The following is a 26,751-nucleotide window of genomic DNA, read 5'->3' on the forward strand; positions in this document are numbered from 1 at the left end:
ATGGCTGTTGAACAAAGCTAACCTTTATGTGTCCGCAATTTTATGACTGTAAACATAAAAAAGGGTGATTTTCCTTTAATCTAAACCAAGCTGTTGTTTGCCGGCCTCGGTGATCATGTCGTAGTTCCATTCGGGATCCCATACGATGTTGATATCGATCTTGTGATCGGGAAAGGCCGTTGTCATGGCGTGCACGACACCTTGTTTTATAGCGTCGCCCAACGGACAATGTGGTGTTGAGAATGTCATGTCGATGCGGATGATCGCTGTTGATGAAAAATCAACAGCATATACTAATCCCAGATCGATGATATTGACGCCCAATTCGGGGTCGATTACCTGCATCAACGCGACTTGTGCTTTTAGTTGCTCTTTGGCATAGGGATCATTAAGTGTGATGTTCATGATGGATACGGGATTTGTGAAAAATAACAGTGGCTACATTATAACAATAGAGGAATGCCAGTGCGACCCACAATGCGGTGGCTACCTGTAGAAACCAGGTAAGATCAATAATAATTCCTACACATAAAGCACTGATGGCGATCGCAAAGAGGTAGGATTGGCAGACGACTAGCTTTTGGTTATAGAGGTTCTTGGGAAGTGGGATCTGTGCATTTCCGTGTACATCTTTGTACAGGTTGTTCCACACGATGAAAGGGAGTGTCTTAAATGTTTTACTGATGATAATACCTGTTATCCAGCCGAATAAGATCAATATACCGTAGAGATTGCTCCATTTGGTATCGGTGTAAGCAAATGTCATCAGCAGCGCCCCGATTGCCAATGGTTTGAAGGCAAAGCTGAGCAGGGTATGTATCATAAGTGCGTCTATTTTTTTTCTTATCCGTTTTATGTAGGTTTCAGCAATATATATACCCCACAGGATAATACCGATACTAACCAACGCTATGTGGACAAATGCCATACCATCTATTTGGCGGAAATAGGCATGGAATAAAAACAAGGTCAAACCCATATTTTGCAATATTAGCGCAAGATATAGTAACCCCGAACGCTTGGATTTCCCCAATAAAAACATCGGCACAAGCTTTGCGCTTACACCACAGATTAACTGTAGAAACCAACCTATAATACCTGCATGGGCATGTAACTTAAGCATATCCATGTGGTTGCGTGGTATAAACGTATAGGTGAGGTTGATGGCTAGCAGTAGCCCGGCTACAGTCGTGAGTAATAGCCAGATGGCTGAACTGACAATGAAATATTGGTAGACGGTGGATTTACCGGACTGAATAACCGTTGCACAGATATTGTACAGGTAGAGGCATGTGGACAGTACCACGAGTACACCTGCGGTAATCAACCACGGACCTGATTGAAATACCCAAAAGCACCAGACCAGCATAAGCGTACCGACTAATAGAAGTAGGTAAGAGGTAAAGGCGAGCTTATGGCTGTAAAGATCGCTTTCACAGAGAACCGGCAATAGTTGATAGACGGCACCGAGAATAATCATAGTACCCCATCCTAACACCGTAGCATGTACAATAGCCAATAGGTGTGGATGGAAGTAATGCCCCGTTAATTCAGCGGACGAGAGAAATAGCATGATACTCAAGCCGAGAAAAAAGACAGCCGCAGTGGCATAAAAAGGAATGACTGCTAAACTTTTGGGTGCACGATGTACGAATAGGTCTGCCATATCTGATTTTTTAGTCGGTTTCATAAGAAATAAGCAGACGGATATCATCGTCAGCATATTCGCACAGCAGGATGTTGTATGCTGTACCTTCTAGTTCTTCTAACAAATGTAAGGGTACACGTTTGTGGTACACATATAGAATTTCATGCGGTTTCAGCTTTGGGATGGCTTGGAGAATAGCTTCCAGCGGTTGTGGCATCGGTAATGCCCGTACATCAAGTTCAATCCGGTATTGGGGTTCATAGTCCGCCAGTTTTTTTTCAAAGGAGGAGGGTATCTGTATCGTAATATGATCGTTTGATATTTTTTCGGGCTTTGCCGGAGCGACTTCTTTAAAAAACCAGGTATGGTGTAACGTGTCGGAAGGTGATTGTATATAATGCCTAGCTCCCTTTTTACCCAAGACCTGAAGTAAGGGATAGGGGATAAAGCTATTGATAATACAGAGCGCATGCCCGATCGGAAGCTGGTGATAACGTTGCATAATCGTTTTCAAAGGGTCATCGCCCTGATCGATGATCTGCCGCACATCAAATGTGTCTGTTTGTGATTCGGCGAGCGAACTGAACCATACGGGGGCATTTCCCCCGATATGGTTTTCAGTCCCCTTCTGGTCTATTGTGGTTATGATAAAGCCTAAAGGTTCCAGTACACGTTTAAAATCGGCTATCGTACAGCCTCCAATAGCAGCCGCTTCAGCTACTGTTACCCGTGGAGCCATCAGGCGTCGCAAGATCGGATTTTTCAGTTTTTGAAAGGGTTTGGCGATAGAAGCAATGGCTGCTATGCTATGGCTATTGGCTTTGATAATAGCAGATATCTTGGTGTGTGGCGTAATCTTCATGATAGACAATATTATGCTGTTTGTTTTGCTATCTCGATAGTTTTGGGAAATAGGATATTATTTTCCAGATGGATATGTTGGAATAGATCTGCTTCAAATTCCTTTATTTTTTCGTACAGGTAAGTGTATGAATTACAGGCGTTGGCTGGCAGGGTATAGTCTTTTGTCAGTGCCCTGAAGCGGCGTAGTTCTTCTCCTGCGGATTCGTGCTCATGTTCCATCGCCTGTATGATTTCTTCAACCTGCTTCTCGGTGTACTCGTCTTTCTCAGATTGTTTGATGAATGGGAATAGTTTTTCTTCTTCTTTTTGAAGGTGCTGATACAGGTCTTCCATCAGATCGTGCAGTTCTTCGGCAAGTGTAATGAGCTCATTGTGCTCGGCTCCGTGGCGTACGGCAACCTTATCGGCCAATTGCTCAATAATAGGTCCTTGCTCACGAATATACTTGTGGTGGATATTATAGATATAATCGGCTAAAAATCCGAGATCCCAGGTGGAATAATCGTGTTGTGTACCATTTGATGGCATTGATGTGCTTTTTTCCAGCTCTTGGAGCAATTGCTCTTTGTTCAACCCAACAGATTGGGCGGCTTCTTGTAGTGTTTTTTTTCCGCCACAGCAGAAATCAATGCCGAGTTTTTTGAAAACTTCTGCCTTTTTGATATCCTTTGCTGCTATCTCGCCGACAGTAGGCGAGCCGTCTTGGACAGCAGGCTTGGCAATGTTGACACGCCAATATTCGGGGCCTGACTCCAGGTACTCCCAAGTGAAGATATTTCCGCGTTCGCCTAAGAGCTGATAGTACAAAGGCTTGGGATCATGATCATTGAGGATACAAAAACTTTCTCCCTGCTCTAAGCTGTCAAAATGATCGAAAATAGTGGGATGTTTGAGCCTCGGCTCAATACGGGTTACATCTAAAATTGCTGTTTTTATCATGGCTATATGTATTTAATGTATAATTTTTAATTTCTTAACCTCTTAACCTTCTAACCTTCTAACCTCTTAACCCTTTAACTCCATTAACCTTTCCACTTCTTCTTTACAAATCTTTCTTTTTAAAAAAGCGCATAGACAGCCACAGTGGCAGTGCAAGCCACAGTACCATAATGGTTGCTGTGATGATCATTCCTGCATCTGTACCGAAGAAACTGCGGAATATAGCACCCGTATAACCCATCATGGCGGACAGGTCTACCTGAAGTAATATCAGGATCCGACAAAGATCAATCGGATTGAGCATGGATACTGCAATCATCGCGCTTTCAATCGGGTAGTCAGAAAACTGAAACAAGAGAAAGAGCACAAGGGCATCAAACAACAGGGCGAAATACAGCCAAAGAAGGATGGCTAATCCGATTCCCTTGGCTTTGTCCCGGATACGGACTGCCGCCGACAGGGAAATAGAAACGAAAATGATCGATAATGCCATTCCGCTGATGATGAGTGTGATGCCGGAAATGCTATAGGAATAAAACAGTATAGGAATTCCTACGCCGATCAGGAAAGCTAAGCCCATCGCGGCTGCCAGGCCTATGAAGATGCTTATCCAGATACTTTGCCGCCGAAGCGGTTGGCTGACTAATAGTTCGATAAATTCGCTGCTGTTGTATAGGTAGATGGTCGGAAAAATAGTACTAACCAAAGGTACAACAAGCAATACGATGTTAAGTAGGCTTACTACACCTTTGTCGGCATTGTCTTCCATGCTAAAAATACTGATCGATAGCGCTAGTAATACAAGCGTGTAGACGATGATAGTACGGCTTTTGAGAATATCTGCTATGACATATTTGATGATCTTCTTCATGTTTTCTGTTGCAATAGAAGGTTATTGATGCGACATGACGTGCGCAATGGCTTTGGATAGTCTGTCGGTACCGGTGGATGCCTTGAGGTCGTCAAGTGTCTGGTGAAAGCGCGACTTACCATCCTGCATGTAAATTACTTCGGAAACGAGGTCGTCAAGCTCACTCAGTACATGAGAGGTGATTATAATCAATTTGTCTTTTTGTTTTTCTGCACGTATTTTTTCTTTAAGGATTTCAGTAGAAAGGGGATCAAGTCCGGCGGTGGGCTCATCGAGTATGAGTACGCTTGGATTAAATATAAAAGCTAAACATGCGCTTACCTTTTGTCGTGTGCCTCCGGATAGGGTGCGCATTCTTTTATCCATTATCTGTGCGATCTGGAAGGCTGTAATCAGATCTGTATCCAATTCATGTTCAGGTATCTTACGGATATCTTTCATCATGTCGAGTACCTGACCGATGGTCATGTTGTCGGGATACCGACCGATCTGTGGCATATAACCAATCTCTTTTCGGTATTCCCATTTATGTGCCGTATCTTTTTCCTGAAACAGGATTTTACCCGACTGTGGTACGACCATACCTAAAATACTTTTGATTAATGTGGTCTTACCGCTTCCGTTGGGGCCGATTAATGCAATACATTGGCCGCCTTTCAGGGAAAGGTTGATATCGTTCAAGACGGTGAGCTTTCCGAATCGCTTGTGTATGTGCTGTATCTGGATCATAATGCTACTGATTTCATTAGTGGACTATCGTCTTTGAGATGCTCAGGGGTTAGGCTCGGTAGTACGCGTTCGGTACGGTCAAATAACGTGACTATAAAACTTCGAAAAAGTAACATCGCGGTTGGATAACGCTCAACGATCATAGAAAAGAGGCTTACCGGACGGTAAGGTACATTGCCCTTGCCATCTTTATCGAGGTCATATCCTTCGTATTTGTCCCAATAATTATGCTCAAAGCGATTAAGCATCAAGCTGCCATTGGTGGCGACATCAAATGTGTTGTGGATAAAATTATTGAATTTCAGTATGTTATCCATGCAGCTTGACTGTATTTTGAGCCCCCATCCATTGCCCTCGAACAGGTTGTAGGTGATCTGTATGCGGTTACTTCCTTCCATAAAAATCCCTGTTGTATTACGGGAAAAGGTGTTGTTCAAAATATGGCTGTCGGTAATGTCCTTTAGTAAGAGTGCGTATGCTGCATCTCCCCAGTTTTCTTCGAATATATTGTGTTCCATTCGTACACGCTTGGTGTACATGACCGCTACACCGGCACCGTTGTGACGAAAGGTATTATGATAGTAACCGTTGTCGTGTGAAAACATAAAATGAAGACCATACCGGAGGTTTTTCAGGGAAAGATTGTTTCGTACATCGGTATGGGTCACAAATTCAAGATAGATGCCATCGCGATGTCCTATAATCTGATTGTCGCTAATCTCCAGACTATCAGATTTCCAGGCGTGTATGCCGTTGCCGTTTAATTGTTCGGTTTTACCATATGCCTGTAACCTGTTATTTTGAAATACACATTTTTTGGATGCTTGCGCATAAATGCCGAAAAAATTGTCGTCCAGCGTATTGTCAATAAGCGTAACGTGATGGGTGTCGTAGATTTTAATCCCTGCGATGTCGTTGATCGAAGATTGACCCGACCGTTGGACGGTTAGTCCTTTGATCGTAACATGTGATGAATAGATCGCTATCGGCTCATATTTTTTCTCACCATCGATGATGGGTTGATCCACTCCGATAATAACGAGTTTTTTACGAATTTGAAGGTTTCCTTCCCGATAGAGACCACTGTGTATATATAGCGTATCGCCATCGGAAGCCTGTTCAATAGCCTGACGGATGGATGTTACAGCCATTTGTTTGCCGATATGAATGGTAGCGGCACGTGAGGTGCCGGCTACCATCAAGCAAAGACATGAATTTAATATATACAAAAGGTATCTGTTCATGACAGGTAAAGGTTATTTCCAGAGATCATCCCAAATGAGTATATCGCCTGCGTGCTGCGCGCGTGCCTGCTCCATGTCTTTTTCGTTAGCAAAGGCGGCTATGTTGCCACGCATTGGGCTTTTAAGTGATTCACTTTTTAAAAGGAACATTTTTTCGGCAGGTAATAGTTTGTTGTCATTGCTATAGTCGGGAAGGTAGAAGCCGGCGACATCATCGCGCTTAACTGTTCCTTCTTTAACAAATGCAATCATGCACTTAACATCGTCGAAATTGTAAGCACGACCTTTTTTTGTTACCAACTGAGCGCCGAAACGCGGATCGCTTACCGTCATCTTGCAGTAGGCACATTGGTCTTGTCCGTATCGGATCGGCTTTGGACCGGCGCTGCTATTGCAGGCCTGTACAATCAGAAACAATAGGGATATCAGCCCAATGGTGTATGATAATATGTTTTTTGGTTTCATCTGTTTATTTTATTTATTGTTTTTAATCATGGTATTAGCCTCTGTTCGTTGAGAGTCGCCATTCGCGGTATGCGCAATACAATAAAAGCACCCCGCAAGTGAAAACGATCCAGCCACCGATATCGGGTATGGAGTAGGCACCAAAGTTGAGGAGTTGCTTGTAGCCAATCAATGGAGGCTGGTAAGCCATGCCCGGTACTTTGATAGGTGCGTCATCACTGAGGTTGTGACCGTAATCGTATTCCCAAAACCAGAAGTCGACCATGGCTACGATGCCAAATAGAAGAAAGGCTCCCAACAGGATATACATCCACTTGCGTCTGGCCAGTAGACCGACAACGATAAATGTGAGGGCATATATTCCTATAATATAGGGTAATACCGTGAATTCTACGAAATCATCGGCATGTAGTGTTTTCATGCCGATGTAGTGATTAAGCCCATTAATAATCTCGACCTGCCCGTCTAATTTATAGCTATAGATATGGAGCGCTAAGCCTTCCGGATATTGTGCGGCATCAAGTTCGATCCGCCATATCGGCAGAAAGATTACCGCAAGCAGCGCTATACCACATAGCAGAAGTATGATGCGGTGTATTGATTTTATGGGATGGTATGCTTTCACGTTATTTTGATTTATTGTGTGTCTGCAGGTTGATTTGTACCGACACTAAATGTGATAGGAACTTTACTTCCTTTTGGTGATACACGTACATAACCCGACATTTCCTGATGTAGCGCGCTACAGAAATCGGTACAGTACATTGGGAAAATTCCGATACGGTCGGGTACCCATTTCAAGGTTTGTGTCTCTCCCGGCATAACCAATAGTTCGCCATTATTGGCTCCTTTGATCGCAAAACCGTGTGGCATATCCCAATCTTGTTCTATATTGGTGACATGGAAGTAGACTTCATCACCCATTTGGATCCCTTCGATATTATCCGGGGTAAAGTGTGAACGGATGGTCGTGAGGTAAACATGGACTTTATTACCTTTTCGTTCTACCTTTGCAGCGGACTCGCCGTTGGTAAAGTATGGATGCTTATTTTCTTCCAGTTTGAAGATCTTGACGGATTTATCTTTTATTTTTTCGGCTCGTATAGCTTGGGCATAGTGCGGTTCGCCGATGGTCGGAAAATCGAGAATAAGCTGCATCTTATCACCTGTGATATCATAGAGCTGTGCACTATGAGCCAATTCGGGTCCGGTTGGCAAGAACCGGTCTTTCGTAATTTTGTTGTAAGCGACAACGTATTTTGCATCCGGATTTTTAGTGTCACCTCCGGGGATCATTAAATGTCCTACGGAATAGAAGGTCGGAACCCGATCGAGTATTTTTAGATCTTTGATGTTCCATTTAACAAGCTCGGATGACACGAAGAAGGACGTAATGGCGTTTCCTTTTCCGTCAAATTCGGTATGTAACGGACCTAAACCTGGTTTTTCGACTTCACCATGTAATGCAGCTTCATATTTGATGACGGGTATGCCTGCAAACTCACCTTCGAAAGATTTACTCTCAATTGCTTTTTGCATCTTACTGAAAGAGAATACCGGAATCAAAGCGGCTAATTTTCCGCTGCTTACAATATATTCGCCTGTAGGATCCACGTCTACACCATGGGGCGATTTAGGGCAGGGAATGAAGTAGCAAAGTCCTTCGAGCTCGGCCGAATTTAATACAATGACCTCATTTTTGATCGTAGAGGTAGATGTATGGCTGGCTTCGTCATAGATGTTGTGTGCATATTTAACATTGCTTACTTTTTTGCCTTTCCCGGCCTTTAGGTATTCTTCTGCTTTTTTCCAATTGACCGCCAAGACAAAATCTTTGTCATTTTTCGAAGCATTCACTTCTAACAGGGTATTGGCCTGCTCGGTATTGTAAGTCGAAAAGAAAAACCATCCATGGGATACTCCTTTGCCCGCACGGCTCAAATCAAAATTTACACCGGGGGTTTCGATCTGAAAGGCAATGTCCATATAGCCGTTTTCCTTATTAACACTGACAAAACTAAGTGTGCCTCTGAAATTCTTTTTGTACGTGTTGATGGCTATGTCGCTACCTTCACCGTCCATTGGTACACTAAAACGGGTACCGGCCACTACGTATTCTGTGTTTTCGGTGATGAAGGGTGAGGAGTGGTTACCTCCGCTATTGGGTAGTTCAAGGATCTCGACGGTACGGAATGTGGTGAGATCGATACGTGCTATCCGTGGTGTATTGTTGCCATTGACAAACACCCAACGACCATCGTAGTCACCATCGGTTTTTGATAGCTGCACGTGGTGAAGGTCATCCCAAGGCACGGTGCCGTGTGATGTTTCTAACATGGGTTTGGTCTCTTCACTAAAGCCCCATCCTTTTTCGGGATCGAGTGAAAAAACGGGTATGACGCGGAACAATCTGCCAGACGGAAGGCCATAGACAGAGAGCTGTCCACTGAATCCACCGGATACAAAATTGTAAAATTCGTCATACTGCCCCGGTGCAACATAGCTTTTTTCAGCGGCACCTGCACTGACCGCACTGCCCGTTCCTTTGGGCTTACAGCCTTCGAATATTGTCGCTACTCCAAGTAGGGCAATAATACAGAGGAGAAATTGTTTTGGTTTCATATATAAATAATTTGTTCTTGAATGGAGATATGGAATGTCCGGATTATTCTTGTAAGCCATCATTCTGACGCATGAACTCCAGAATCTTGCGGGCATCATCGTCGCTTAGATTTTGGTTAGGCATACGAACCAGACAGAGTTCAAGCTGTGCTTGTAATTCAGGATCTTTGTCGATCATGGGGTCCGGATTGGTAATAAAATTCATGATCCAATGAGGTTTATGCTTTTGTGTTACTCCGCTCCAACCGGGACCAACGAGTCTCTCGGTTGTATATTTGTGGCAACTGGCACACTTGAGGTTGGCAATGGTGTGTCCTTCTGTGGCCATTTTTGCATCTAATTTATCGCCGATATCTACTTTATCAAATTTGCCTTCACCGCGTTTTGGATCGTAATCGGATGCTCCCGGACTGTTGCTTTCCGATGTAGCAGTACTGCCTGCATGCTGTTGGTTGTTGCTATTGGAAGAACAGGCATATAGCATCATGCCTATCGCAACTAAAACAAATAACTTTTTCATAATTTTTTCTATTCTCAATTCTATGTTATTAATTATTGTATGTACGCTGTTACAAAGGTAAGTGGAGATAAGAGCGGCATTTTATGCGTGGAATCATAAAGTGGAATGGGGTGTTGATAATATCAGTTTTATAGTGCGTTGTTTTGTTGTTACTATCTGTTTATGAGTTTGTTGTGTTTTATTTTGATTGTAATCAGGTCGAATTGTGACGAGCGTCAGGATCTTGTTGCAAGGATCTCGTTAACTTCGTACAGTTCCCATTTAATAATGTCTGTATGGTACCTTTAGAATTATTGTTAGACAAGGGGGCAGCTTACCGTAAAGTAGCTGCGGGCGATGTTATTTTCAATGAAGGAGCCGTTGCAACTTATTATTACCAACTAACGGAAGGCCGGGTGCGATGGTGTACCATTAACGCTGATGGGCGGGAAATACTCCATAAAGTGATCGATCCGGGAGAGAGTTTTGGTGAGTTTCCGTTATTTGATGACAAACCGTATGCAGCGAGCGCTGTTGCAGATACGCCCTGTACGATGCTGCGGTTATGTAAGTCGACTTTTCATGAGCTTTTAAAGGAATTCCCGGAGATTCATTTTGCATTTACCCAATCTTTGGTAAGTGATCTTCGGTTTAAGTTTATGCTTACGAGTATTTTATCGAGCAATAGTCCGGAGAATGTTGTCTCTAGCTTAATCCACTATTTCAATGATCGTGGCAAATTGATCTGCCAGGAATGTAATCGTTTGCTCTTGACCCGTCAGCAGCTGGCAAATATGACCGGACTACGTGTAGAAACGGTTATACGTGCTATTAAACAAATGGAAAGGGAGGATAGACTCAGTATTGTGAAAGGTAAGGTCTTTATTCCGGCCGATGGGATTTGATCGGTTATAAAATATATGTTTCCAGTCATCAAATGAAATCCGGATGAATTGTAATTTGTGAATATGATTGCTTTATTAAATAGAATGACGATAGGACGATGGGCATGGTTAGGCCTGTTTAATCTGTTGTGTGTTGCTTTTCTGGGCTTGTTGATGCGATTGAAATTCGTGATGCCGTTACCGTGGATGGATCAAAAGAATTTCATGCATGCACATTCACACTTCGCATTTTCGGGATGGGTATCTCATGTACTGATGGTGCTGATGTTAATGTGTATATACGGTAAGGTAAGTAAAGAGGTATTGCCATTAAAATATCAGCGTATTGTGTTGGCTAATGTACTGCTGGCGTTTGCGATGTTGATCAGTTTTTCACTCCAAGGCTATGGTATGTCTTCGATTGTTTTTTCAACGTTGTCGTTGCTGGTATCTTATGTTTTTGCTTTTTACTGTTGGCGTGACCTGAATGAGGCGAAGCTTGATCGCATAACGGTGTGCTGGTTTCGTGCGGCACTGTTTTTTTTAGTACTTTCATCGTTAGGTACATTTTTCCTGGCGTACCTACGGGCTACTCATATCATTGATGCCCGAAAGCAACTGGCTTCGGTATATTTTTATCTACACTTCCAATATAATGGATGGTTCTTTTTTGCTTGCATGGGACTATTTAGTTATTGGTTGCACCTGAAGGAGATTATGCTGCGACAGGCTAAGACCGTTTTCTTCCTGTTTTTCTTTTGCGCGATACCGACGTATTTTTTGTCAGTACTGTGGTGGAATATCCCATTATGGTTATACCTACTACTAGGGGTGATAGTAGTGGTACAGTTACTGGCATGGTCAGTGTACGTATATGCTCTTGTAAAGGATGTAAGAAAGGTTGACGATAGAATGTCTGTCGTGAAATGGATGCAAGGAGGAGTGTTGCTTGCTGTCTTCATCAAATTGTTGCTGCAGGCTCTATCCGCAATTCCATCGCTCAGCCAATTGGTGTACAGTTTCCGGCCGGTTATAATTGCGTATCTGCATCTAGTTCTGTTGGTCGTAATTACCCTGTTTATCCTTTCGTATTTCTATCAGATGAATGTATTGCGTATTAGGCAGAGCACTCCATACTGGACTGTTATTTTGGTAGCGGGTATTGTAGGTAATGAACTTTTGCTGGCGCTGCAAGGGGGCGTGTCGCTGATCGGAGTTTTTATTCAGTATATATCCTTTGGATTAGTGATTGTATCGGCAATAATGGTATGTGGAATAGGGGGGCTTTTTTGGTCGGTGAGAGCGTAAGGAATGGTATGTTATTATTGACCTAATTGTTATCCTGATTTTTGAGTTTATTTCAAACTCGCCAGATAGGAAGCAAGTTCTGTCATTAAAAGATTAAATTGGCTTTCTATCATAGTGAAGGTGTTTTCCAACTCTTCTATCGGTGCATTCGATCTTGCCAGTGTTTCAAGTTGTTGAAAATTTATTCGCATTTCGGAAGCACCAATATATTCCATAGTAGGTTTGATATGGTGTGCATATCGGGCTATATTTAGCCTGTTTTTGTCTGATACGGCTACAGTTAGATTTTCAAAATCGCCTGGTGTCTGAACCAGATAGCGTTCTAGAAATTGTTTGGTCATTTCCACGTTGCCCATCATGGTGGATTGTATGGTATCGGGTTTTATGATTAGATAGGTCATTATATTTTGTTAGCTTGTAAGGGGTCACTGCATAAATGTAATAATTCTTCGTTTGTACGTTTCAATATTGGATGTATTCCTTGAGGAGCTATCTCCGCTAAAGGTACTAACGTGAATCGGCGCAAATGTAAATAAGGGTGGGGGATTTTTAAAAAGGGTTCGTCGAGGATTTCTGAATTGTGATAGAGTATGTCGATATCAATTATGCGTGCGCCCCATTTTTCTTTTCTGACACGTCCTAAAGTGTCTTCTATTTTTTGACATATAGCAAGCGTTTCATGCGGATCGAAACGGGTACTTAGACTAATCACTTTGTTTAAAAAATTTGGTTGCTCTTCTACGCCCCACGCTTCTGATTCATATACCGCAGATTCGGATTGAAGTAGCCCCACGTTTTCAATTAATAGTTGCTGTGCTAATTCGAGTTGTTTTAAAGGGGTTCCCAGATTGGCTCCCAATAGAAGAAATACGGTGTTCATAGAATATTATCTGATTATGTATTACTAAATGCTGTAAAAATCAAATATATTTCTTTAATTTATAGGATTAAAATATATTTTAAAATGGATTTTTTAAAACACATATTTGCCACCATAATTGGTGTGCTGATCACTTTTGTAATTATTTTCTTTGTTGTTCTGGTATTTATTGGTGCATTGGTGCAACAATCGAACTCACAATCGGCTGCCGTGGTACCTGATAATTCAGTACTGTACATAAGCCTGAACCACAATATTGTCGAAAAAACGGAATCCAACCCGTTAGGTGATCTCAATATTCCGGGATTTGGAGCGACCAAATCAATAGGACTTAATGATATATTGACAAGAATAAAGGCGGCAAAAGAAGATGATAATATCAAAGGGATATATCTGAATCCCTCTACCGTCAACGTTGGATTTGCGAGTTTAAAGGAAATACGTGATGCGCTGGTAGATTTTAAGGGGGCAAAGAAATTTATTGTAGCCTATAGCGAGGGGTACTCACAAAAGGCGTATTATCTGGCATCGGTAGCGGATAAGATTTATGTTAATCCACAGGGAGCAATAGATTTCAGAGGGTTGAGTTCGTCGGTCGTGTTTATGAAAGATGCGCTGGATAAATTGGGGGTAGAAATGCAGGTGGTGAAGGTAGGGACGTATAAATCTGCTGTGGAACCGTTTCTGCTGAACGAGATGAGCCAGGCGAATCGCGAGCAGGTAACCTCTTACCTGACTAGTACCTATTCCTCATTTTTGAAGGATATAGCGGAAGGAAGACAGATTTCTGTTGATTCGCTGCGTCATATCGCTGATGCGTATCTCGTACGTAATGCAGATGATGCCGTGAATTATAAGTTTGCCGATGCAAAGTTGTATAAGGATGAATTGCTGGATGAAATTAAAGACCGTTTAAAGATTGATAAAGACAAAGATATTTCGGCCGTATCGCTATTGGCTTATTCGCCTAAAGGAAAGGCAAGCAAATCTAAAAATAAAATAGCGGTATTGTACGCGTATGGAAATATTGTTGACGGAGAAGGAACTATAGGTTCAATAGGGGGAGATAAATTATCCCGGGAGTTGCGTAAATTGAGAAAGGATGATGGTATCCAAGGGATTGTATTGCGGGTGAACTCACCGGGAGGATCTGCACTGGCTTCGGATATGATATGGAGAGAGGTGGATCTGATACGGAAAGTAAAACCGGTAATGGTTTCTATGGGAGACTATGCCGCATCGGGCGGGTATTATATAGCAGCTGCAGCAGACTCTATTTTTGCCGAAGAGAATACCCTTACCGGTTCTATCGGTGTATTCGGGGTGATTCCTAATTTTAAAGGTTTATTGAATGATAAGCTGGGGATACATGTTGATGAAGTGTCGACCGGTAAATTTTCAAATTTAATGTCGGATGTGGATAGGCCAATGTCAGCTGAAGAACGATCTATTGTACAGATGGAAGTTGGACGCGTATATAATACTTTTATGCAACGGGTAGCTGATGGGAGAAAGATTTCGATAGAGCGGGTGGACAGCATAGGCCAAGGACGGGTATGGACGGGAAGTCAGGCATTGGAGCTGGGATTGGTGGATAAGATTGGTGATGTACAACGAGCGGTACAGGCTGTAGCATATAAAGCTAAATTAACAGATTATACGATTATTGAACTTCCGGAAAGAGAAGATCCGCTAAGTAGCATCTTCTCCATATCAAAGGAAAAAATAAAGACATGGCTATTTGCTGAAGAGATCGGCGATTATCATAAATACGTATTTGAAATTCGAAATGTGTTACAAAATACAGGTATACAGGCACGGATACCGTACACAATAGAAATATATTAATCCGTATTAAAGAAGGCATAGTATTGGAAACAAAGCATGCCTTTTTTATTGGGATAATTTTGTCTGTATTCAATGGCATGCGTGAGATCGCATCGCTTGTGAATATAAAGTATTTTATCTAAGTTTAGCCTGTCAATCAACTTAAAATAATATATATTTATACGTATGAAAACAATAGAAAGTGTGGATTTCTCTGGAAAAAAAGCCCTAATTCGTGTGGATTTTAACGTTCCTTTGGATGATAATTTTAATATAACGGATGACAATCGTATTCAAGGTGCGCTACCAACTATAAAAAAGATTTTGAACGACGGTGGATCGGTGATTTTGATGTCTCACTTGGGAAGACCGAAAGAGGGCCCTACTGATAAGTATTCCTTAAAACATATTGTGTCCTATCTTTCTGAAGTGGTTGGTGTGGATGTGAAATTTGCTGATGATTGTATCGGACAAGAAGCAATAGACAAGGCGGGTAATTTAAAATCAGGAGAAGTTCTGCTATTGGAAAATCTTCGGTTTTATAAAGAGGAAGAAAAAGGAGATAAGGATTTTGCTGAAAAGCTAGCTCAATTGGGCGATGTATATGTGAATGATGCATTCGGAACGGCACATAGAGCACATGCTTCTACTGCGGTAATAGCACAATTTTTCCCGGAAGCGAAGTACTTTGGATACCTGATGGCTGCGGAGATTAACAATGCAGAGAAAGTATTAAATGATCCACAGCGACCGTTTACAGCCATTATGGGTGGAGCTAAGGTGTCTGATAAATTGGAATTAATAGAAGCTTTGTTGGATAAAGTAGACAACCTGATTATAGGTGGTGGTATGGCTTATACTTTTGTGAAAGCAAAAGGCGGTGAGATCGGTAAATCATTGGTAGAGTTGGACAAATTGGATCTTGCAAATGAATTGGTGAAAAAAGCAGAACAAAAAGGAGTTAACTTAGTATTGCCAACGGATGCGCAGATTGCAGATCGTTTTGCAAATGATGCGGAGGTCTATGATGGACCTAATGACCAGATTCCGGCAGATAGACAAGGATTGGATATTGGAAGTGAATCGGGAGCTCATTTTGCAGAAGTAATCAGCGCGTCTAATACCATATTATGGAATGGTCCGATGGGGGTATTTGAATTCGATACGTTTGCAAAAGGAACACGAGCTGTGGCTGATGCGATAGTAGCTGCTACGGAGCGCGGTGCATTCTCGTTAATAGGTGGCGGGGATTCTGCTGCTGCGGTATCTAAATTTGGTATGACGGAGCACGTGAGCTATGTAAGTACAGGTGGTGGAGCGTTGTTAGAGTATATGGAAGGTAAAGCATTGCCCGGAGTAAAAGCTATTCAGGACTAATTATACTATGAAGATCATACAAATAGGTAGCCTCATTGGCACCTATTTTTTTTGACTGGATTTTAGGACAAAAAGAAAGAGATCTATTTTTTGATAGATCTCTTTCTTATATTTTTTATTAGCTTATTTAGCTTCAGTAGCCAATTTGTCTAATATTTCGTTGTTCTTTACAATTTGACTGTGTTTAGGCATTTTCGAACGACTTCCTAATTCGATATTACGTCCTAATTTCAGAAACTGAACCTCAACACGTGAAACAGTTTTGTTTCTTCTGTCTTTTCTTTTTAAACGTGTAACTCCCATTTTATTTAATATTTTTTTTGTACAAAATCTAAACGAGGTCGGAAGCGGATTCGAACCGCTGTACGAGGTTTTGCAGACCTCTGCCTAGCCACTCGGCCATCCGACCTTTTCCCATCGTGGGCATGCAAAAGTAACGCTTAATTTTTAAAATGGCAAATATTAATTGGAAATTATTTAAGTATTGAATTTCATTTCTTCATTATGGAGATTGTCTATTTTATTTTTAATATGTTATAACATTCTAATTTTTATTATTTATTTTAATAGTCTGATTATTAATTTTTTATTGTTAAAGTAGAACGGTGTTTGTTTTTTGGTCTAATACTTGATAGTGTAGTATTTATCTTACATAGTGTAAGTATTAAACAATTATATAATTTAAACAGATTTATTATGAAAAAAATTATTATTTTCTTTTGGCGCCGTAGTATTGATGGCTGCGGCAGCACAAGCTCAAGTAAGTTATGGCCTAAAGGCAGGTGTTAACTTAGGTCAATACAGTAATTCCGACATCGATCAAAAGAATAATACTTCGTTTCAGTTGACAGGTTTTGCAGATTTGCCAATTGCAACAAATTTCTCTATTCAACCTGGAGTGTCTTTACAAGGCAAAGGGACAAAGATCTCTGAGGGTGTGGCAATGACTCGGAATGTGATGTCAATTGAAGTGCCGGTTAATTTAGTCTATTGGATTCCTGCAGGATCGGGAAGTGTTTTTTTAGGAGCAGGTCCGTATGTAGGGTTTAACGTAAGTGGAAAAGATAAAATAGACGGTAATAGTATCAATTTAAAATTCACAGGAGACGATAAGGACATGAATCTATTAGACGCAGGTGCAAATTTTATGGCTGGTTATAAATTGACTAATGGATTTTTGCTGAATGCAGGTTATAATCTCGGTCTTAATCAGTTGGTATCTGATTCTGAGGATAAATTTTCTAATAGAGTTTGGTCATTTGGAATTGGATTCCAGTTTTAATTTTAAGATTTAAAGATCGTTCAAAGCCTCTTGTGTAAGCAAGGGGCTTTGTGTATTTTATAGAATATGATAATGGATTAACAATAATTCTATTACAGAATATGTGAATTATCGTTAACTTTGTGGCATGATAGAACTACCTGTAATACCTGTTACTGAGACGCAGCGTAAACCAGATTGGTTACGTGTTAAATTACCGGTCGGTAAAGAGTACCGCCATGTTCGTAGCTTGGTAGACGAACATAAATTACATACCATCTGTGAGAGTGGTAATTGTCCGAATATGGGCGAATGCTGGGGTGCTGGTACGGCTACGTTTATGATACTAGGTAATATATGTACACGCTCTTGTTCTTTCTGTGCAGTGGCAACGGGTAGGCCGTTGGCTGTGGATATGGACGAACCAAATCGTGTAGCACAGTCTGTCAAATTAATGCAGGTTAAACATTGTGTGATTACTTCTGTAGATCGTGATGACCTGAAGGATGGCGGTTCTACAATCTGGGCCGAAACCATCAATGCTATTCGTCGTGAAAGTCCGGAAACGACTTTAGAAACATTAATCCCCGACTTTAAGGGGCAATGGGATAATCTGGATCGCGTATTGGCCGTTCGTCCGGAAGTGGTATCACACAATCTTGAAACTGTACGCCGATTGACCCGCGAAGTGCGTATTCAGGCTAAGTATGATCGTTCGTTAGAATGTCTGCGCCGGATTTCTGAAGCTGGTCTGCGTACAAAATCAGGAATCATGCTGGGATTAGGCGAGACGGAAGAGGATGTAATCGAAGCAATGCAAGATTTGTATAATGTAGGGGTGCATATCCTTACTTTAGGACAATATCTACAACCAACAAAGGCACATCACCCTGTATTGGATTGGATAACACCGGCTCAATTTGATAAATACAAGCAAATCGGTCTGGAAATGGGATTCAAATATGTCGAATCTGGACCATTGGTACGTTCATCTTACCATGCTGAAAAGCATTTGTTTGATATGCAATAAGAAAGGTGGAGAAATGAGAGACCTCATGAATAACCTTATTTTATTTTTTTTGCTGCTATTTAGTTTTGCTGTATCGGGACAGGATATGACATTGGATGTTGCCAAAGCGCATTACGAAAAATCGATTGCATCAACTACATCAGCGGGAAAAGCTACAATAATGCAACTAAATCCACAGTTTTATTGGGATTTCAATACGGTACAGAAAAAAAGCAATGGACAGACTGTTTTGCTGGTTCCGATTAAAGCTGAAAATATATACAGCAGGTTTACGTCAAATAAAGTTTTCCCATTCGACTACGGTAACCATGCTGTCTTTTATTATGGACCGAATAACACTGTTCAATCTTTCTGGATTACGAAAGTGTTTCCGAGCGCGATCACGGAGGCTGGGCAGCAGTTGGATTTTCACGATCTTTCACGTTATTTTATCATAAGAGATCTGAAAGGAAATGTTATTTCCATCATTCCTGGAAAGGGGGGCAGTTCTAAATCAACGGAATTGCTGAAATTGGTTTATTGGAAATATAATCTGACAACAAATAAATACGAAAAAGCGTTGGATGAAGATATTTCTTTACAGAAATTTTTATCCAAAAATATGGAGATACTTAAATTGGCCGAATTTGAAAATATAAAGGCAGATTAATATGGTGTTTTATTGCCTTAAAAAGACGGTTTCTCCAGCTATTACTGTTCGTAAAGTTTTGATGTCGCGTAACTGATTATCCGGTGCGCTCATGATATCATCTTCCAAAATCACAAAGTCTGCATCTTTCCCTTTTTCAATAGATCCTCTTTTCTGTTCCTGAAAACAAGAAAATGCTGCCCAAATCGTCATGCCACGAAGGGCTTCTTCGCGTGTAAGTGCATTTTCCATCTGAAATCCCCCACCGGGAAAGCCGGTTTTATCCACGCGGGCAACAGCGGCATGGTAGCCGTATAAGGGATTGAAATGTTTCATAGGAAAATCACTTCCCAGTACAACAAGACCGTATTGCCGCAATAATTGCTTATAGGGATATGTGCCTTTGATGCGTTCGGTATCTACATGTTCTTCTGTCCGATACATATCCGAGGTGGCATGGGTGGGTTGGATGGAAGGGATAATATGAAATTTACTGAATTTTTTAAAATCGTCAGGTGCAATTACTTGGGCATGCTCGATTCGCCACCTCCGGTTTTTGCCGTCCTTAAGGTGCCTGCTATATGCATCTAAAATTAGCAGATCGGTGGAATCGCCAATGGTATGGGTGTTCACCTGAAAGGGACTGTTTGCCAGCAATTGAATTATTTCATCAAATTCGGTCGGGCTTTGAAGCAAAAAGCCTTTTGAAGGATGGTTATGGTAATGTTCTAAAAGGTAGGCTCCGCGTGAACCTAAAGCACCATCAGTTATTAGTTTTACAGATTTAATGCTTAGGCGATCGGAATCATAGATACCCTGCCGGATATAATTTTCGATATCATAGGGGTTGGCCAATATCATGGCATAGTTTCTGATTTTTAAGGAATCCTGCGAATAAAATTTTGTTAGAATTTCCAATTGATCGGGGTTGAGTCCCGCATCGACAATGCTGGTAAGGCCTACGGAGAACAAGGAGTCCTGCACGCGGCGCAAACTCGTTAATAAATTGATATCTGTTGCGTCTGGGATATGCTTGAAAACCAGAGATGTGGCATTGTCCATCAGTATGCCGGACGGATGCCCTAAACTATCCAGCATAATCAGCCCGCCTTCTACCGTCTTTCCGCTGTCTAATCCCGCTATTTCTAATGCTTTGGAATTTATCCATGCGGCATGATGGTCTATTCGGGATAAATAGATGGGAATATCAGGGAAATATTTGTCGAGGCTATCTTTGGTGGGAAATAGGTTGTCGGGCCATAAGTTTTGATCCCAACCTGAGCCGATAATCCATTTTTTTTTCGGATGTGAAAGGTGATAGATTTTCAATTTTTCGATAACTTCTCCGACAGAGGTAGCTCCGGTCAGATCTGCCTGATCCAGCAATTCTGCAAACATGAAAAAATGAGCATGTGCATCGTAAAATCCCGGGTAGATGGGATGGCCTTTAGCGTCAATTGTTCCCTTGGCCTTATATCGTTTCAGTATGACTTCAGAGGTGCCTATATCGATGAAAATTCCATTTTTCACGGCAAATGCTTCTGCCGTAGTGAATGTGGAATCGACAGTGTAGATTTTTGCGTTAAATACAATAAGATCAACCTCTGTATTGGTTGTGCAGCTTGAAAAAAGACCTATAAGCAGTAAAATTGGAAAAATTCGATTGACAAAAGTCATTATAAAATTATAATTTATTGAAGTTAAGGAATATTTTAGTAGACTACATGAAATTTTATTTATCTGACTAGCATAAGTTAAAATGATCAGATTTTTTTACCGTGTTAAGTGATACTAAAGATTTTCAAAGCACAAGCGGGTCGAAAATTTTCGACCCGCTTGTGCTTTGAAACTATATTATGTTTTACAATGATTCAGCAACAACTTCTTCCACTTCGGGAACCATTCTTTTCAGAAGACCTTCAATACCAGATTTAAGTGTGATGGTAGAGGATGGACAGCCACTGCAGGAACCTCTCAATTCGACAGTTACCGTACCATTTGCAAATGATTTATACGCTATAGCACCACCATCTTGTTCTACTGCCGGACGAACATAGTCGTGAAGTACCTGCTGTATTTTCACTTCGATTTCAGAACCTTCAAAAGATACATTCTCATCTGCAACAACTTCCTGAACTTTTAACTCGGACTCTACAGCCCCTTTTACAAAGTCTTTCAAAATTGCTTCAATATCTTCCCACTCTGCATCGTCACTTTTGGTAATTGTCACAAAGTTGCTCGCAAAAAACACACCGTTTACAAAATTGAACTTGAATAATTCTTTTGCAAAAGGAGAAGTTAGCGCTTTTTCTCTATCTGGATAATCCACACTTCCATTGATCAGAAGCTTATTGACCAAGAACTTCATGGTGGATGGATTAGGCGTTGATTCTGTATATACGTTAATTGTAGCCATTTTCTTAAATTTAATATTCAAATATAGCAGATATACTATTTATACACGTCATTCTTTCGTCAAAGCTTAGAAAGTAACTCCTGTATAGTTGGCAGGCGTGATTGCTTTGATTTCTTCTTTAACCTCCTCAGGCACATTAAGTCCGTCGACGAATACAGCGATAGTTTCTTGTGTAACATGAGAATTTGTGCGTGTCAGATCTTTCAACGTCTCATACGGTTTGGGATATCCTTCTCTACGTAAAATAGTCTGAATAGCTTCTGCTACTACCGCCCAGTTATTTTCTAGATCCTTTGCTAAAGCAGATTCATTTAGAATTAATTTACGAAGACCTCTTAATGTAGATTTAATAGCAATCAGTGTATGTGCAAAAGGGACGCCAATATTGCGCAATACTGTTGAATCTGTTAAATCACGTTGTAACCGTGAAATAGGTAGTTTCGCAGATAGATGTTCAAAAATCGCATTTGCCAGTCCTAGATTTCCTTCTGCATTTTCAAAGTCTATTGGATTTACTTTGTGTGGCATTGCCGAAGACCCTACTTGTCCGGCCGTTATTTTTTGCTTGAAATATTCCATGGAAATGTATGTCCATACATCACGACAAAGATCAATGATGATGTTATTGATACGCTTTAAGGCATCGCAACTTGCCGCAAAATTGTCATAGTGTTCAATTTGGGTTGTCGTCTGCGAACGATTCAAGCCAAGTTGCTCATTGACAAATTTATTGCCAAAGTCTACCCAGTTATATGTTGGATAAGCGACTTGATGTGCATTAAAATTACCTGTGGCTCCACCAAACTTTGCGGAGTAAGGTACTTGGGTCAATAATTCCAATTGTTTCTCTATACGCTCCACAAATACGTGAATTTCTTTGCCTAAACGGGTAGGAGATGCAGGTTGTCCGTGTGTACGGGCCAACATTGGAATTTCTCTCCATTCTGTAGCAAACCCTTTAAGTTCCTGAAGTAATTCATTAATAGCTGGAGTATAGCTGCTTTGTATGGCTTCTTTCCATGAATATGGAATCGCTGTGTTATTAATATCCTGTGATGTCAATCCAAAATGGATAAATTCCAACGAGTCATGCAATCCTAATTTTTCGAACTGGTCTTTTAAAAAGTATTCCACAGCTTTGACATCATGGTTGGTTACTTTTTCGGTGTTTTTGATCCATTCTGCATCTGCTAATGAAAAATTCTGATAGATGTTTCTTAATTTCTCATTTAATGAACCATCAAAATGACCGAGTTGTGGTATACCTGAGGCCGTAAGTGCAATAAAATATTCAACTTCTACAAGTACACGGTATTTTATTAAGGCAAATTCTGAAAAATATGCTGATAATTCATTTGTGCTATTATAGTATCTTCCGTCTACTGGAGTGACGGCTGTTAAAGGAGATAATGTCATGTTGTAAGTAATTTGTTCAAAATTACGAAAACCTGCCGCCATAAGCAAAAATGCAGATATTAAAAAACAAAAAAGCCTGTGCTCATGAACACAGGCTTTTTATGGAGTATTTTAAACTCTTGTTCGGATTATTGAACGTTTTGCAATGAATCAGCGATAGAATCACCAGCTGAACGTACTGAATCAGCAACGTTTTCTAATGAATCAGCAACGTTTTCAGTAGTGTTTTCTACTTCGTTTACTAATGAATCAGCAGAAGCATCAGTTGTAGTTTCTGTACCACCACATGAAACAACTGTTAAAGCTAATGCTAAAAATCCGAATGCGAATAAATTTTTCATCTTTTTAATTTTCTATTTAATTGAAACAAATTTTGTTTTATATTCCTTAATACCGGTATCCCGAAAAGGTAACCCGAAAAATAAATCTTTTTTTAGTTTTTTTAAAAACGCTGAAAAATAGTGTTTTAAAATTGTTTAAGAATTATTCCGGTGCAAATATAAGATTGTTTTATTGAATTAAAACAATCAAAAACTAAATTGATAAAAAAATGTTGTCACGTTATAGGTCGTAGTTATGTTAGATAAAATCAGAAATATTTTAAAATTATTGAAATCGGTTGATTTTGAGCAGCTTAGTATGATCTCAAAAAAGGTAGACTTAGGCGCAGTTTTGAATGCTGTTTCCAAAATGGATGAAAAGCAATTGCAGGTAGCGATGAAAATGCTTACTGGTGGCAATAACAAGAAAAAGGAACTGCCTCCCATTAATGCAGATTTCTACGGAATGGAACATAAACTTTCTGCAGAAGATCAGGCTTTATTGTTGAAAATCCGAACGTTCCTCGAAACGGAGATCAAACCTTTGGTAAACAATTATTGGTTGCACGATGAGTTTCCGTTTGAAATTATTCCCAAGCTTGCTGCGCTCAATGTATGTGGCTATACCTTTGAAGGATACGGTTGTGCAGGCGGACAATCGTTGATGGATGGAATAATAGCTGCGGAATTCGGACGTATAGATCCTTCTATTGCTACTTTTTTAGGTGTGCAAAGTGGCCTTGCTATGGGGTCTATCTACACCTGTGGATCGGAAGAGCAAAAGAATGAATGGCTGCCACAAATGCAGCAGTTCAAAAAAATCGGTGCATTTGGGCTTACCGAACCTGAAGTGGGATCGGGAGCAGCGGGGGGATTGACGACCACGTGTCGGCAGACAGCCGATGGATGGGAGCTGAATGGGCAAAAAAAGTGGATTGGAAATGCTACTTTTTCTGATATCACTATTATATGGGCGAGGGATTTAGGGGATGGTGAAGTGAAAGGATTTATTGTAAAAAAAGAAAATCCTGGGTTTCATGTGGATAAGATTAAAGGAAAAATGGCGCTGCGAATTGTACAAAACGGGTTGATAACATTGACGGATTGTCTTGTACCCGAGAGCGACCGTTTGCCACATGCGAATTCTTTCAAAGATACGGCTAAAGTATTACAAATGACACGGGCTGGTGTCGCCTGGATGGCTGTGGGCTGTGCACGTGGTGCTTATGAGAATGCTTTGGAGTATACGCTAAAAAGAAAACAATTTGGTAAGCCTATTGCGTCATTTCAGTTGATCCAGAATCATCTGGTCGAGATGTTGTCCAATTTGACAGCCATGCAGACTTTAGTATTCAGATTATCCGAACTGCAGGATGAGGAGAAGCTCCGCGATGAACATGCCTCGCTGGCGAAAGTCTTTTGTACTTTACGGACCCGTGATATTGTGTCAAGGGCAAGAGAGGTAATGGGAGGTAATGGAATATTATTAGAATATAATGTTGCACGTTTTTTGGCCGATGCGGAAGCTATCTATTCGTACGAAGGAACGAAAGAAATTAACTCGTTAATAGTGGGGCGCAGTATTACGGGTTTTAGTGCTTTTGTGTAGACTATTGGTGATAGTTAAAAAGTCTTGAAAAAGAAGATCCCCAAAACGCTTTGTGATTGAGGATCTTCTTTTTATATAAATGTTACTTATTTACTTTTTTTTGTTGATTAGCTTGTTGCTGTCTCATCATATCTTCCATCCGTTGTTGGAAAGATGATTTCTTTTGAACTTTCGGATTTTTCTTATTGTTCTCTAATTTTGCCAGGATTTTATCATCATCAATGAATGAACGAATAAGGACCTGCGTCAGGAAGGTAAAGACGGCACCAAGGAAGTAATAATAGTTCAATCCGGAAGGGAAACTGTTTAGCATGAAAAAGAAGAGCAATGGCATGATATAACCTATATATTTCATTTGGTTATTGGCTGCGGCTCCCGAAGTTGCATTATTGTACCAAGTGGTTAATAATGTCGTCAATGTCATTAAGATACACATTAAAGAGATGTGGCCGATTCCAAAAATTGGCGAGAACGTGATCGGTGCATCATAGGTTGACAAATCCTTCATCCATAAGAAACTTTCACCTCTTAATTCGAAAAGATTAGGAAAGAAGAAGAAGAAGGCCAATGTGAAAGGCATTTGTAGAAGCATAGGTAGACATCCACCCAACGGATTTACGCCTGCTTGCTTGTAGAGTTTCATTTGTTCCTGCTGTAAAAGCATCGGGTTATCATCACCTACTTTTTCTTTAATCTCGTCAAGCTGTGGTTTAAGCACACGCATTTTGGCCATCGAAAGATAGGATTTGTAGGTCAACGGAAACATTAACCCTTTTAACAACAACGTGAGAATTAGAATGACAATACCGTAACTCATGTTGAATCCATCCAGAAAATCAAAAAGAGGGACAGTCATGAATCTATTGATCCACGACATAGGGCCCCATCCCATATTGATGATCTTTTGGTAATCATTTCCTTGGGCTTTTAAGGTTTTGTACTGATTGGGGCCAAAGAAGAAATTAAAATCATACTGGTTATTTCCCTGTGTATTAAATACTAAGTCGGCTGAAGTTTTGTACGTTTTTACTATGCTATCGGCTGTATTAAACGTTACATTCAGTTCTGTATTTTCAAAGGATTGTTTCGAAGATAGAATAGCAGAGAAGAAATGTTGTTTGAATGCGATCCATTCCACTTTTTCTTCTACTTTTTCCTCATCATCTCCAGATTCGGAAAGATGGTCTACAGAACCTTCGGAATCCTTGTAAAATATTGTTGATTTTTCTCTTTCCGATTTTACATTAAGTTCTTTTTGAAGAAGCGAAGCTTCCCAGTTTAACGTAATCGATTTTTGTTTGATATCAACTAGATTTTGAATACCTACTGCATTCACCTGAAGCGCTACATTATATGCATTAGGTTGTAAGGTGTAGGTATAGTCGATATATTGGTGCTCACTGTAATTTAAACGAAGAGTTACTGCATTTTGCGAAGGGTTGGTTACCGTAAAGTATAAATCGTTTGTGTTGATGTTTTCACCGTCGGCTTTAAAGAGAAATCCGAACTTGTTGTTTTCACCCTCTAAGAGATACAAAGGGGTGTCGTCATAGTTTGTTTCATTCTTAAGCTGTACAGATTTTACTTTACCTCCTTTAGTGGAGATTTCTGCCACGAGCAATTCGTTTTCTAATTTAACAAGTTGTTCTTGTCCGATTTTGGTTGCACCAAAAGGTTTTTGTAATGCTGCAGAGTCTACTGTTGTGATATGATGAGCAGTACGTGTGGTATCGGCAACGACGTTACCTTCTCTTATGTTTTTTAACGAGTCTTGCAGTACTTGTTCTTGCTTAATTTCCTGTTCTGACGGTTTCATTAAGTAAAATGAACCAGCAAAAATTGCGAAAATAAGTACTAATCCTATGATATTATTTCTATCCATTTACTGTTTTTTATTTCTAATATCTTTCTGTT

26 protein-coding genes, 1 tRNA gene and 1 pseudogene are annotated in these 26,751 nt (G+C 40.6%); 8 read left to right on the plus strand and 20 right to left on the minus strand.

Features of this window, described 5'->3' with window-relative positions:
• Nucleotides 1-75: 75 nt before the first annotated feature.
• The 11 genes from E4F24_RS10740 to E4F24_RS10785 all read right to left on the minus strand — a co-directional run bounded on the left by E4F24_RS10740 (nt 76) and on the right by E4F24_RS10785 (nt 9,902).
• Entirely contained in the window at nt 76-405 is a 330-nt protein-coding gene (locus tag E4F24_RS10740) for a metal-sulfur cluster assembly factor (protein ID WP_140938695.1), read from the minus strand.
• On the minus strand, nt 389-1,666 hold the full coding sequence (locus E4F24_RS10745) for a hypothetical protein (protein ID WP_140938696.1): 1,278 nt from the start codon (nt 1,664-1,666) through the stop codon (nt 389-391). Before E4F24_RS10745 ends, E4F24_RS10740 begins: the two co-directional genes overlap by 17 nt.
• 10 nt (nt 1,667-1,676) lie before the next feature.
• Nucleotides 1,677-2,510, minus strand: a complete 834-nt coding sequence (locus E4F24_RS10750; RefSeq protein ID WP_140938697.1) for a DUF2249 domain-containing protein — start codon at nt 2,508-2,510, stop codon at nt 1,677-1,679.
• 11 nt (nt 2,511-2,521) lie between these two features.
• Complete coding sequence (ric, locus tag E4F24_RS10755) at nt 2,522-3,451, minus strand: iron-sulfur cluster repair di-iron protein (RefSeq protein WP_140938698.1); 930 nt, start codon at nt 3,449-3,451, stop codon at nt 2,522-2,524.
• A 103-nt stretch (nt 3,452-3,554) separates the two neighbouring features.
• Nucleotides 3,555-4,322 carry an ABC transporter permease subunit gene (locus E4F24_RS10760; RefSeq protein ID WP_140938699.1) on the minus strand — a complete coding sequence of 256 codons (768 nt, stop codon included), beginning with the start codon at nt 4,320-4,322 and terminating at the stop codon, nt 3,555-3,557.
• A 21-nt stretch (nt 4,323-4,343) separates the two neighbouring features.
• Nucleotides 4,344-5,051, minus strand: a complete 708-nt coding sequence (locus tag E4F24_RS10765) for an ABC transporter ATP-binding protein (protein ID WP_140938700.1) — start codon at nt 5,049-5,051, stop codon at nt 4,344-4,346.
• Complete coding sequence (locus E4F24_RS10770; RefSeq protein ID WP_140938701.1) at nt 5,048-6,295, minus strand: nitrous oxide reductase family maturation protein NosD; 1,248 nt, start codon at nt 6,293-6,295, stop codon at nt 5,048-5,050. The genes E4F24_RS10765 and E4F24_RS10770 overlap by 4 nt, the downstream gene beginning before the upstream one ends.
• A gap of 12 nt (nt 6,296-6,307) precedes the next feature.
• Nucleotides 6,308-6,760 carry a nitrous oxide reductase accessory protein NosL gene (locus tag E4F24_RS13965; protein ID WP_216629164.1) on the minus strand — a complete coding sequence of 151 codons (453 nt, stop codon included), beginning with the start codon at nt 6,758-6,760 and terminating at the stop codon, nt 6,308-6,310.
• Between the two features lie 34 nt (nt 6,761-6,794).
• Entirely contained in the window at nt 6,795-7,385 is a 591-nt protein-coding gene (locus tag E4F24_RS13970; RefSeq protein WP_216629165.1) for a hypothetical protein, read from the minus strand.
• Nucleotides 7,386-7,396: 11 nt separating this feature from the next.
• Entirely contained in the window at nt 7,397-9,382 is a 1,986-nt protein-coding gene (gene nosZ, locus E4F24_RS10780) for a Sec-dependent nitrous-oxide reductase (protein ID WP_140938702.1), read from the minus strand.
• A gap of 43 nt (nt 9,383-9,425) precedes the next feature.
• Nucleotides 9,426-9,902 carry a c-type cytochrome gene (locus E4F24_RS10785; protein ID WP_140938703.1) on the minus strand — a complete coding sequence of 159 codons (477 nt, stop codon included), beginning with the start codon at nt 9,900-9,902 and terminating at the stop codon, nt 9,426-9,428.
• 275 nt (nt 9,903-10,177) lie between these two features.
• Between E4F24_RS10785 and E4F24_RS10790 the strand changes: the two genes are divergently transcribed.
• Nucleotides 10,178-10,786: a Crp/Fnr family transcriptional regulator gene (locus E4F24_RS10790; RefSeq protein WP_140938704.1), complete on the plus strand. Its 609-nt coding sequence runs from the start codon at nt 10,178-10,180 to the stop codon at nt 10,784-10,786.
• 63 nt (nt 10,787-10,849) lie between these two features.
• Nucleotides 10,850-12,073, plus strand: a complete 1,224-nt coding sequence (locus tag E4F24_RS10795; protein WP_140938705.1) for a hypothetical protein — start codon at nt 10,850-10,852, stop codon at nt 12,071-12,073.
• A gap of 47 nt (nt 12,074-12,120) precedes the next feature.
• Here the strand turns inward: E4F24_RS10795 and E4F24_RS10800 are convergent, their stop codons facing one another.
• Nucleotides 12,121-12,474 (minus strand): Hpt domain-containing protein, encoded by a 354-nt coding sequence (locus E4F24_RS10800; protein WP_140938706.1) that lies wholly within the window; start codon nt 12,472-12,474, stop codon nt 12,121-12,123.
• Entirely contained in the window at nt 12,474-12,953 is a 480-nt protein-coding gene (gene folK / locus E4F24_RS10805) for a 2-amino-4-hydroxy-6-hydroxymethyldihydropteridine diphosphokinase (protein WP_140938707.1), read from the minus strand. The genes E4F24_RS10800 and folK overlap by 1 nt, the downstream gene beginning before the upstream one ends.
• 84 nt (nt 12,954-13,037) lie before the next feature.
• Here folK and sppA point away from each other — a divergent pair, with 84 nt between their 5' ends.
• Nucleotides 13,038-14,801: a signal peptide peptidase SppA gene (gene sppA, locus E4F24_RS10810; protein WP_140938708.1), complete on the plus strand. Its 1,764-nt coding sequence runs from the start codon at nt 13,038-13,040 to the stop codon at nt 14,799-14,801.
• 165 nt (nt 14,802-14,966) lie between these two features.
• Nucleotides 14,967-16,157: a phosphoglycerate kinase gene (locus E4F24_RS10815; RefSeq protein WP_140938709.1), complete on the plus strand. Its 1,191-nt coding sequence runs from the start codon at nt 14,967-14,969 to the stop codon at nt 16,155-16,157.
• 123 nt (nt 16,158-16,280) lie between these two features.
• Here E4F24_RS10815 and E4F24_RS10820 read toward each other — a convergent pair whose 3' ends face one another.
• A complete protein-coding gene (locus E4F24_RS10820) occupies nt 16,281-16,460 on the minus strand; it encodes a spore protein (protein WP_140938710.1) in 180 nt (59 codons plus the stop codon).
• Nucleotides 16,461-16,495: 35 nt separating this feature from the next.
• A tRNA-Cys gene (locus E4F24_RS10825) sits at nt 16,496-16,566 on the minus strand.
• A 321-nt stretch (nt 16,567-16,887) separates the two neighbouring features.
• On the opposite strand from E4F24_RS10825, the pseudogene E4F24_RS10830 reads away from it, so the two are divergent.
• The 3 genes and pseudogenes from E4F24_RS10830 to E4F24_RS10840 all read left to right on the plus strand — a co-directional run.
• Nucleotides 16,888-17,439, plus strand: a pseudogene (locus E4F24_RS10830) (porin family protein); the annotation flags it as partial.
• A 127-nt stretch (nt 17,440-17,566) separates the two neighbouring features.
• Entirely contained in the window at nt 17,567-18,448 is an 882-nt protein-coding gene (lipA, locus tag E4F24_RS10835; protein WP_140938712.1) for a lipoyl synthase, read from the plus strand.
• Nucleotides 18,449-18,473: 25 nt separating this feature from the next.
• The gene (locus E4F24_RS10840) at nt 18,474-19,097 is read left to right on the plus strand and encodes a hypothetical protein (RefSeq protein WP_140938713.1); all 624 of its coding nucleotides are present in this window, start codon (nt 18,474-18,476) and stop codon (nt 19,095-19,097) included.
• Nucleotides 19,098-19,106: 9 nt separating this feature from the next.
• On the opposite strand, the gene E4F24_RS10845 is transcribed toward E4F24_RS10840, so the two are convergent.
• The 4 genes from E4F24_RS10845 to E4F24_RS10860 all read right to left on the minus strand — a co-directional run bounded on the left by E4F24_RS10845 (nt 19,107) and on the right by E4F24_RS10860 (nt 23,249).
• Nucleotides 19,107-20,753 carry an amidohydrolase gene (locus tag E4F24_RS10845; RefSeq protein WP_140938714.1) on the minus strand — a complete coding sequence of 549 codons (1,647 nt, stop codon included), beginning with the start codon at nt 20,751-20,753 and terminating at the stop codon, nt 19,107-19,109.
• Between the two features lie 184 nt (nt 20,754-20,937).
• Nucleotides 20,938-21,492, minus strand: coding sequence for a NifU family protein (locus tag E4F24_RS10850; protein ID WP_140938715.1), 555 nt, complete (start codon nt 21,490-21,492; stop codon nt 20,938-20,940).
• A gap of 66 nt (nt 21,493-21,558) precedes the next feature.
• Complete coding sequence (purB, locus tag E4F24_RS10855) at nt 21,559-22,908, minus strand: adenylosuccinate lyase (protein WP_140938716.1); 1,350 nt, start codon at nt 22,906-22,908, stop codon at nt 21,559-21,561.
• Nucleotides 22,909-23,036: 128 nt separating this feature from the next.
• On the minus strand, nt 23,037-23,249 hold the full coding sequence (locus E4F24_RS10860; protein WP_140938717.1) for a hypothetical protein: 213 nt from the start codon (nt 23,247-23,249) through the stop codon (nt 23,037-23,039).
• 235 nt (nt 23,250-23,484) lie between these two features.
• Between E4F24_RS10860 and E4F24_RS10865 the strand changes: the two genes are divergently transcribed.
• Nucleotides 23,485-24,837, plus strand: coding sequence for an acyl-CoA dehydrogenase family protein (locus tag E4F24_RS10865; RefSeq protein WP_140938718.1), 1,353 nt, complete (start codon nt 23,485-23,487; stop codon nt 24,835-24,837).
• 82 nt (nt 24,838-24,919) lie between these two features.
• On the opposite strand, the gene yidC is transcribed toward E4F24_RS10865, so the two are convergent.
• On the minus strand, nt 24,920-26,719 hold the full coding sequence (gene yidC / locus E4F24_RS10870; RefSeq protein ID WP_140938719.1) for a membrane protein insertase YidC: 1,800 nt from the start codon (nt 26,717-26,719) through the stop codon (nt 24,920-24,922).
• Nucleotides 26,720-26,751: the final 32 nt, after the last annotated feature.

The sequence above is a fragment of the Sphingobacterium lumbrici genome (assembly GCF_006476045.1).
Classification (GTDB): domain Bacteria; phylum Bacteroidota; class Bacteroidia; order Sphingobacteriales; family Sphingobacteriaceae; genus Sphingobacterium; species Sphingobacterium lumbrici.

Excerpts from the sequence above, each read along its gene's own strand:
- ric (WP_140938698.1), bottom strand. The coding sequence starts at position 3,451 with ATGATAAAAACAGCAATTTTAGATGTAACCCGTATTGAGCCGAGGCTC.
- E4F24_RS10800 (WP_140938706.1), bottom strand. The coding sequence starts at position 12,474 with ATGACCTATCTAATCATAAAACCCGATACCATACAATCCACCATGATG.
- E4F24_RS10765 (WP_140938700.1), bottom strand. The coding sequence starts at position 5,051 with ATGATCCAGATACAGCACATACACAAGCGATTCGGAAAGCTCACCGTC.
- yidC (WP_140938719.1), bottom strand. The coding sequence starts at position 26,719 with ATGGATAGAAATAATATCATAGGATTAGTACTTATTTTCGCAATTTTT.
- nosZ (WP_140938702.1), bottom strand. The coding sequence starts at position 9,382 with ATGAAACCAAAACAATTTCTCCTCTGTATTATTGCCCTACTTGGAGTA.
- E4F24_RS10820 (WP_140938710.1), bottom strand. The coding sequence starts at position 16,460 with ATGGGAGTTACACGTTTAAAAAGAAAAGACAGAAGAAACAAAACTGTT.
- E4F24_RS10850 (WP_140938715.1), bottom strand. The coding sequence starts at position 21,492 with ATGGCTACAATTAACGTATATACAGAATCAACGCCTAATCCATCCACC.
- purB (WP_140938716.1), bottom strand. The coding sequence starts at position 22,908 with ATGACATTATCTCCTTTAACAGCCGTCACTCCAGTAGACGGAAGATAC.
- sppA (WP_140938708.1), top strand. The coding sequence starts at position 13,038 with ATGGATTTTTTAAAACACATATTTGCCACCATAATTGGTGTGCTGATC.
- E4F24_RS10790 (WP_140938704.1), top strand. The coding sequence starts at position 10,178 with ATGGTACCTTTAGAATTATTGTTAGACAAGGGGGCAGCTTACCGTAAA.
- E4F24_RS10785 (WP_140938703.1), bottom strand. The coding sequence starts at position 9,902 with ATGAAAAAGTTATTTGTTTTAGTTGCGATAGGCATGATGCTATATGCC.
- E4F24_RS10840 (WP_140938713.1), top strand. The coding sequence starts at position 18,474 with ATGAATAACCTTATTTTATTTTTTTTGCTGCTATTTAGTTTTGCTGTA.
- lipA (WP_140938712.1), top strand. The coding sequence starts at position 17,567 with ATGATAGAACTACCTGTAATACCTGTTACTGAGACGCAGCGTAAACCA.
- E4F24_RS10745 (WP_140938696.1), bottom strand. The coding sequence starts at position 1,666 with ATGGCAGACCTATTCGTACATCGTGCACCCAAAAGTTTAGCAGTCATT.
- E4F24_RS10865 (WP_140938718.1), top strand. The coding sequence starts at position 23,485 with ATGTTAGATAAAATCAGAAATATTTTAAAATTATTGAAATCGGTTGAT.
- E4F24_RS13965 (WP_216629164.1), bottom strand. The coding sequence starts at position 6,760 with ATGAAACCAAAAAACATATTATCATACACCATTGGGCTGATATCCCTA.
- folK (WP_140938707.1), bottom strand. The coding sequence starts at position 12,953 with ATGAACACCGTATTTCTTCTATTGGGAGCCAATCTGGGAACCCCTTTA.
- E4F24_RS10845 (WP_140938714.1), bottom strand. The coding sequence starts at position 20,753 with ATGACTTTTGTCAATCGAATTTTTCCAATTTTACTGCTTATAGGTCTT.
- E4F24_RS10860 (WP_140938717.1), bottom strand. The coding sequence starts at position 23,249 with ATGAAAAATTTATTCGCATTCGGATTTTTAGCATTAGCTTTAACAGTT.
- E4F24_RS10770 (WP_140938701.1), bottom strand. The coding sequence starts at position 6,295 with ATGAACAGATACCTTTTGTATATATTAAATTCATGTCTTTGCTTGATG.
- E4F24_RS10750 (WP_140938697.1), bottom strand. The coding sequence starts at position 2,510 with ATGAAGATTACGCCACACACCAAGATATCTGCTATTATCAAAGCCAAT.
- E4F24_RS10740 (WP_140938695.1), bottom strand. The coding sequence starts at position 405 with ATGAACATCACACTTAATGATCCCTATGCCAAAGAGCAACTAAAAGCA.
- E4F24_RS10815 (WP_140938709.1), top strand. The coding sequence starts at position 14,967 with ATGAAAACAATAGAAAGTGTGGATTTCTCTGGAAAAAAAGCCCTAATT.
- E4F24_RS10795 (WP_140938705.1), top strand. The coding sequence starts at position 10,850 with ATGATTGCTTTATTAAATAGAATGACGATAGGACGATGGGCATGGTTA.
- E4F24_RS10760 (WP_140938699.1), bottom strand. The coding sequence starts at position 4,322 with ATGAAGAAGATCATCAAATATGTCATAGCAGATATTCTCAAAAGCCGT.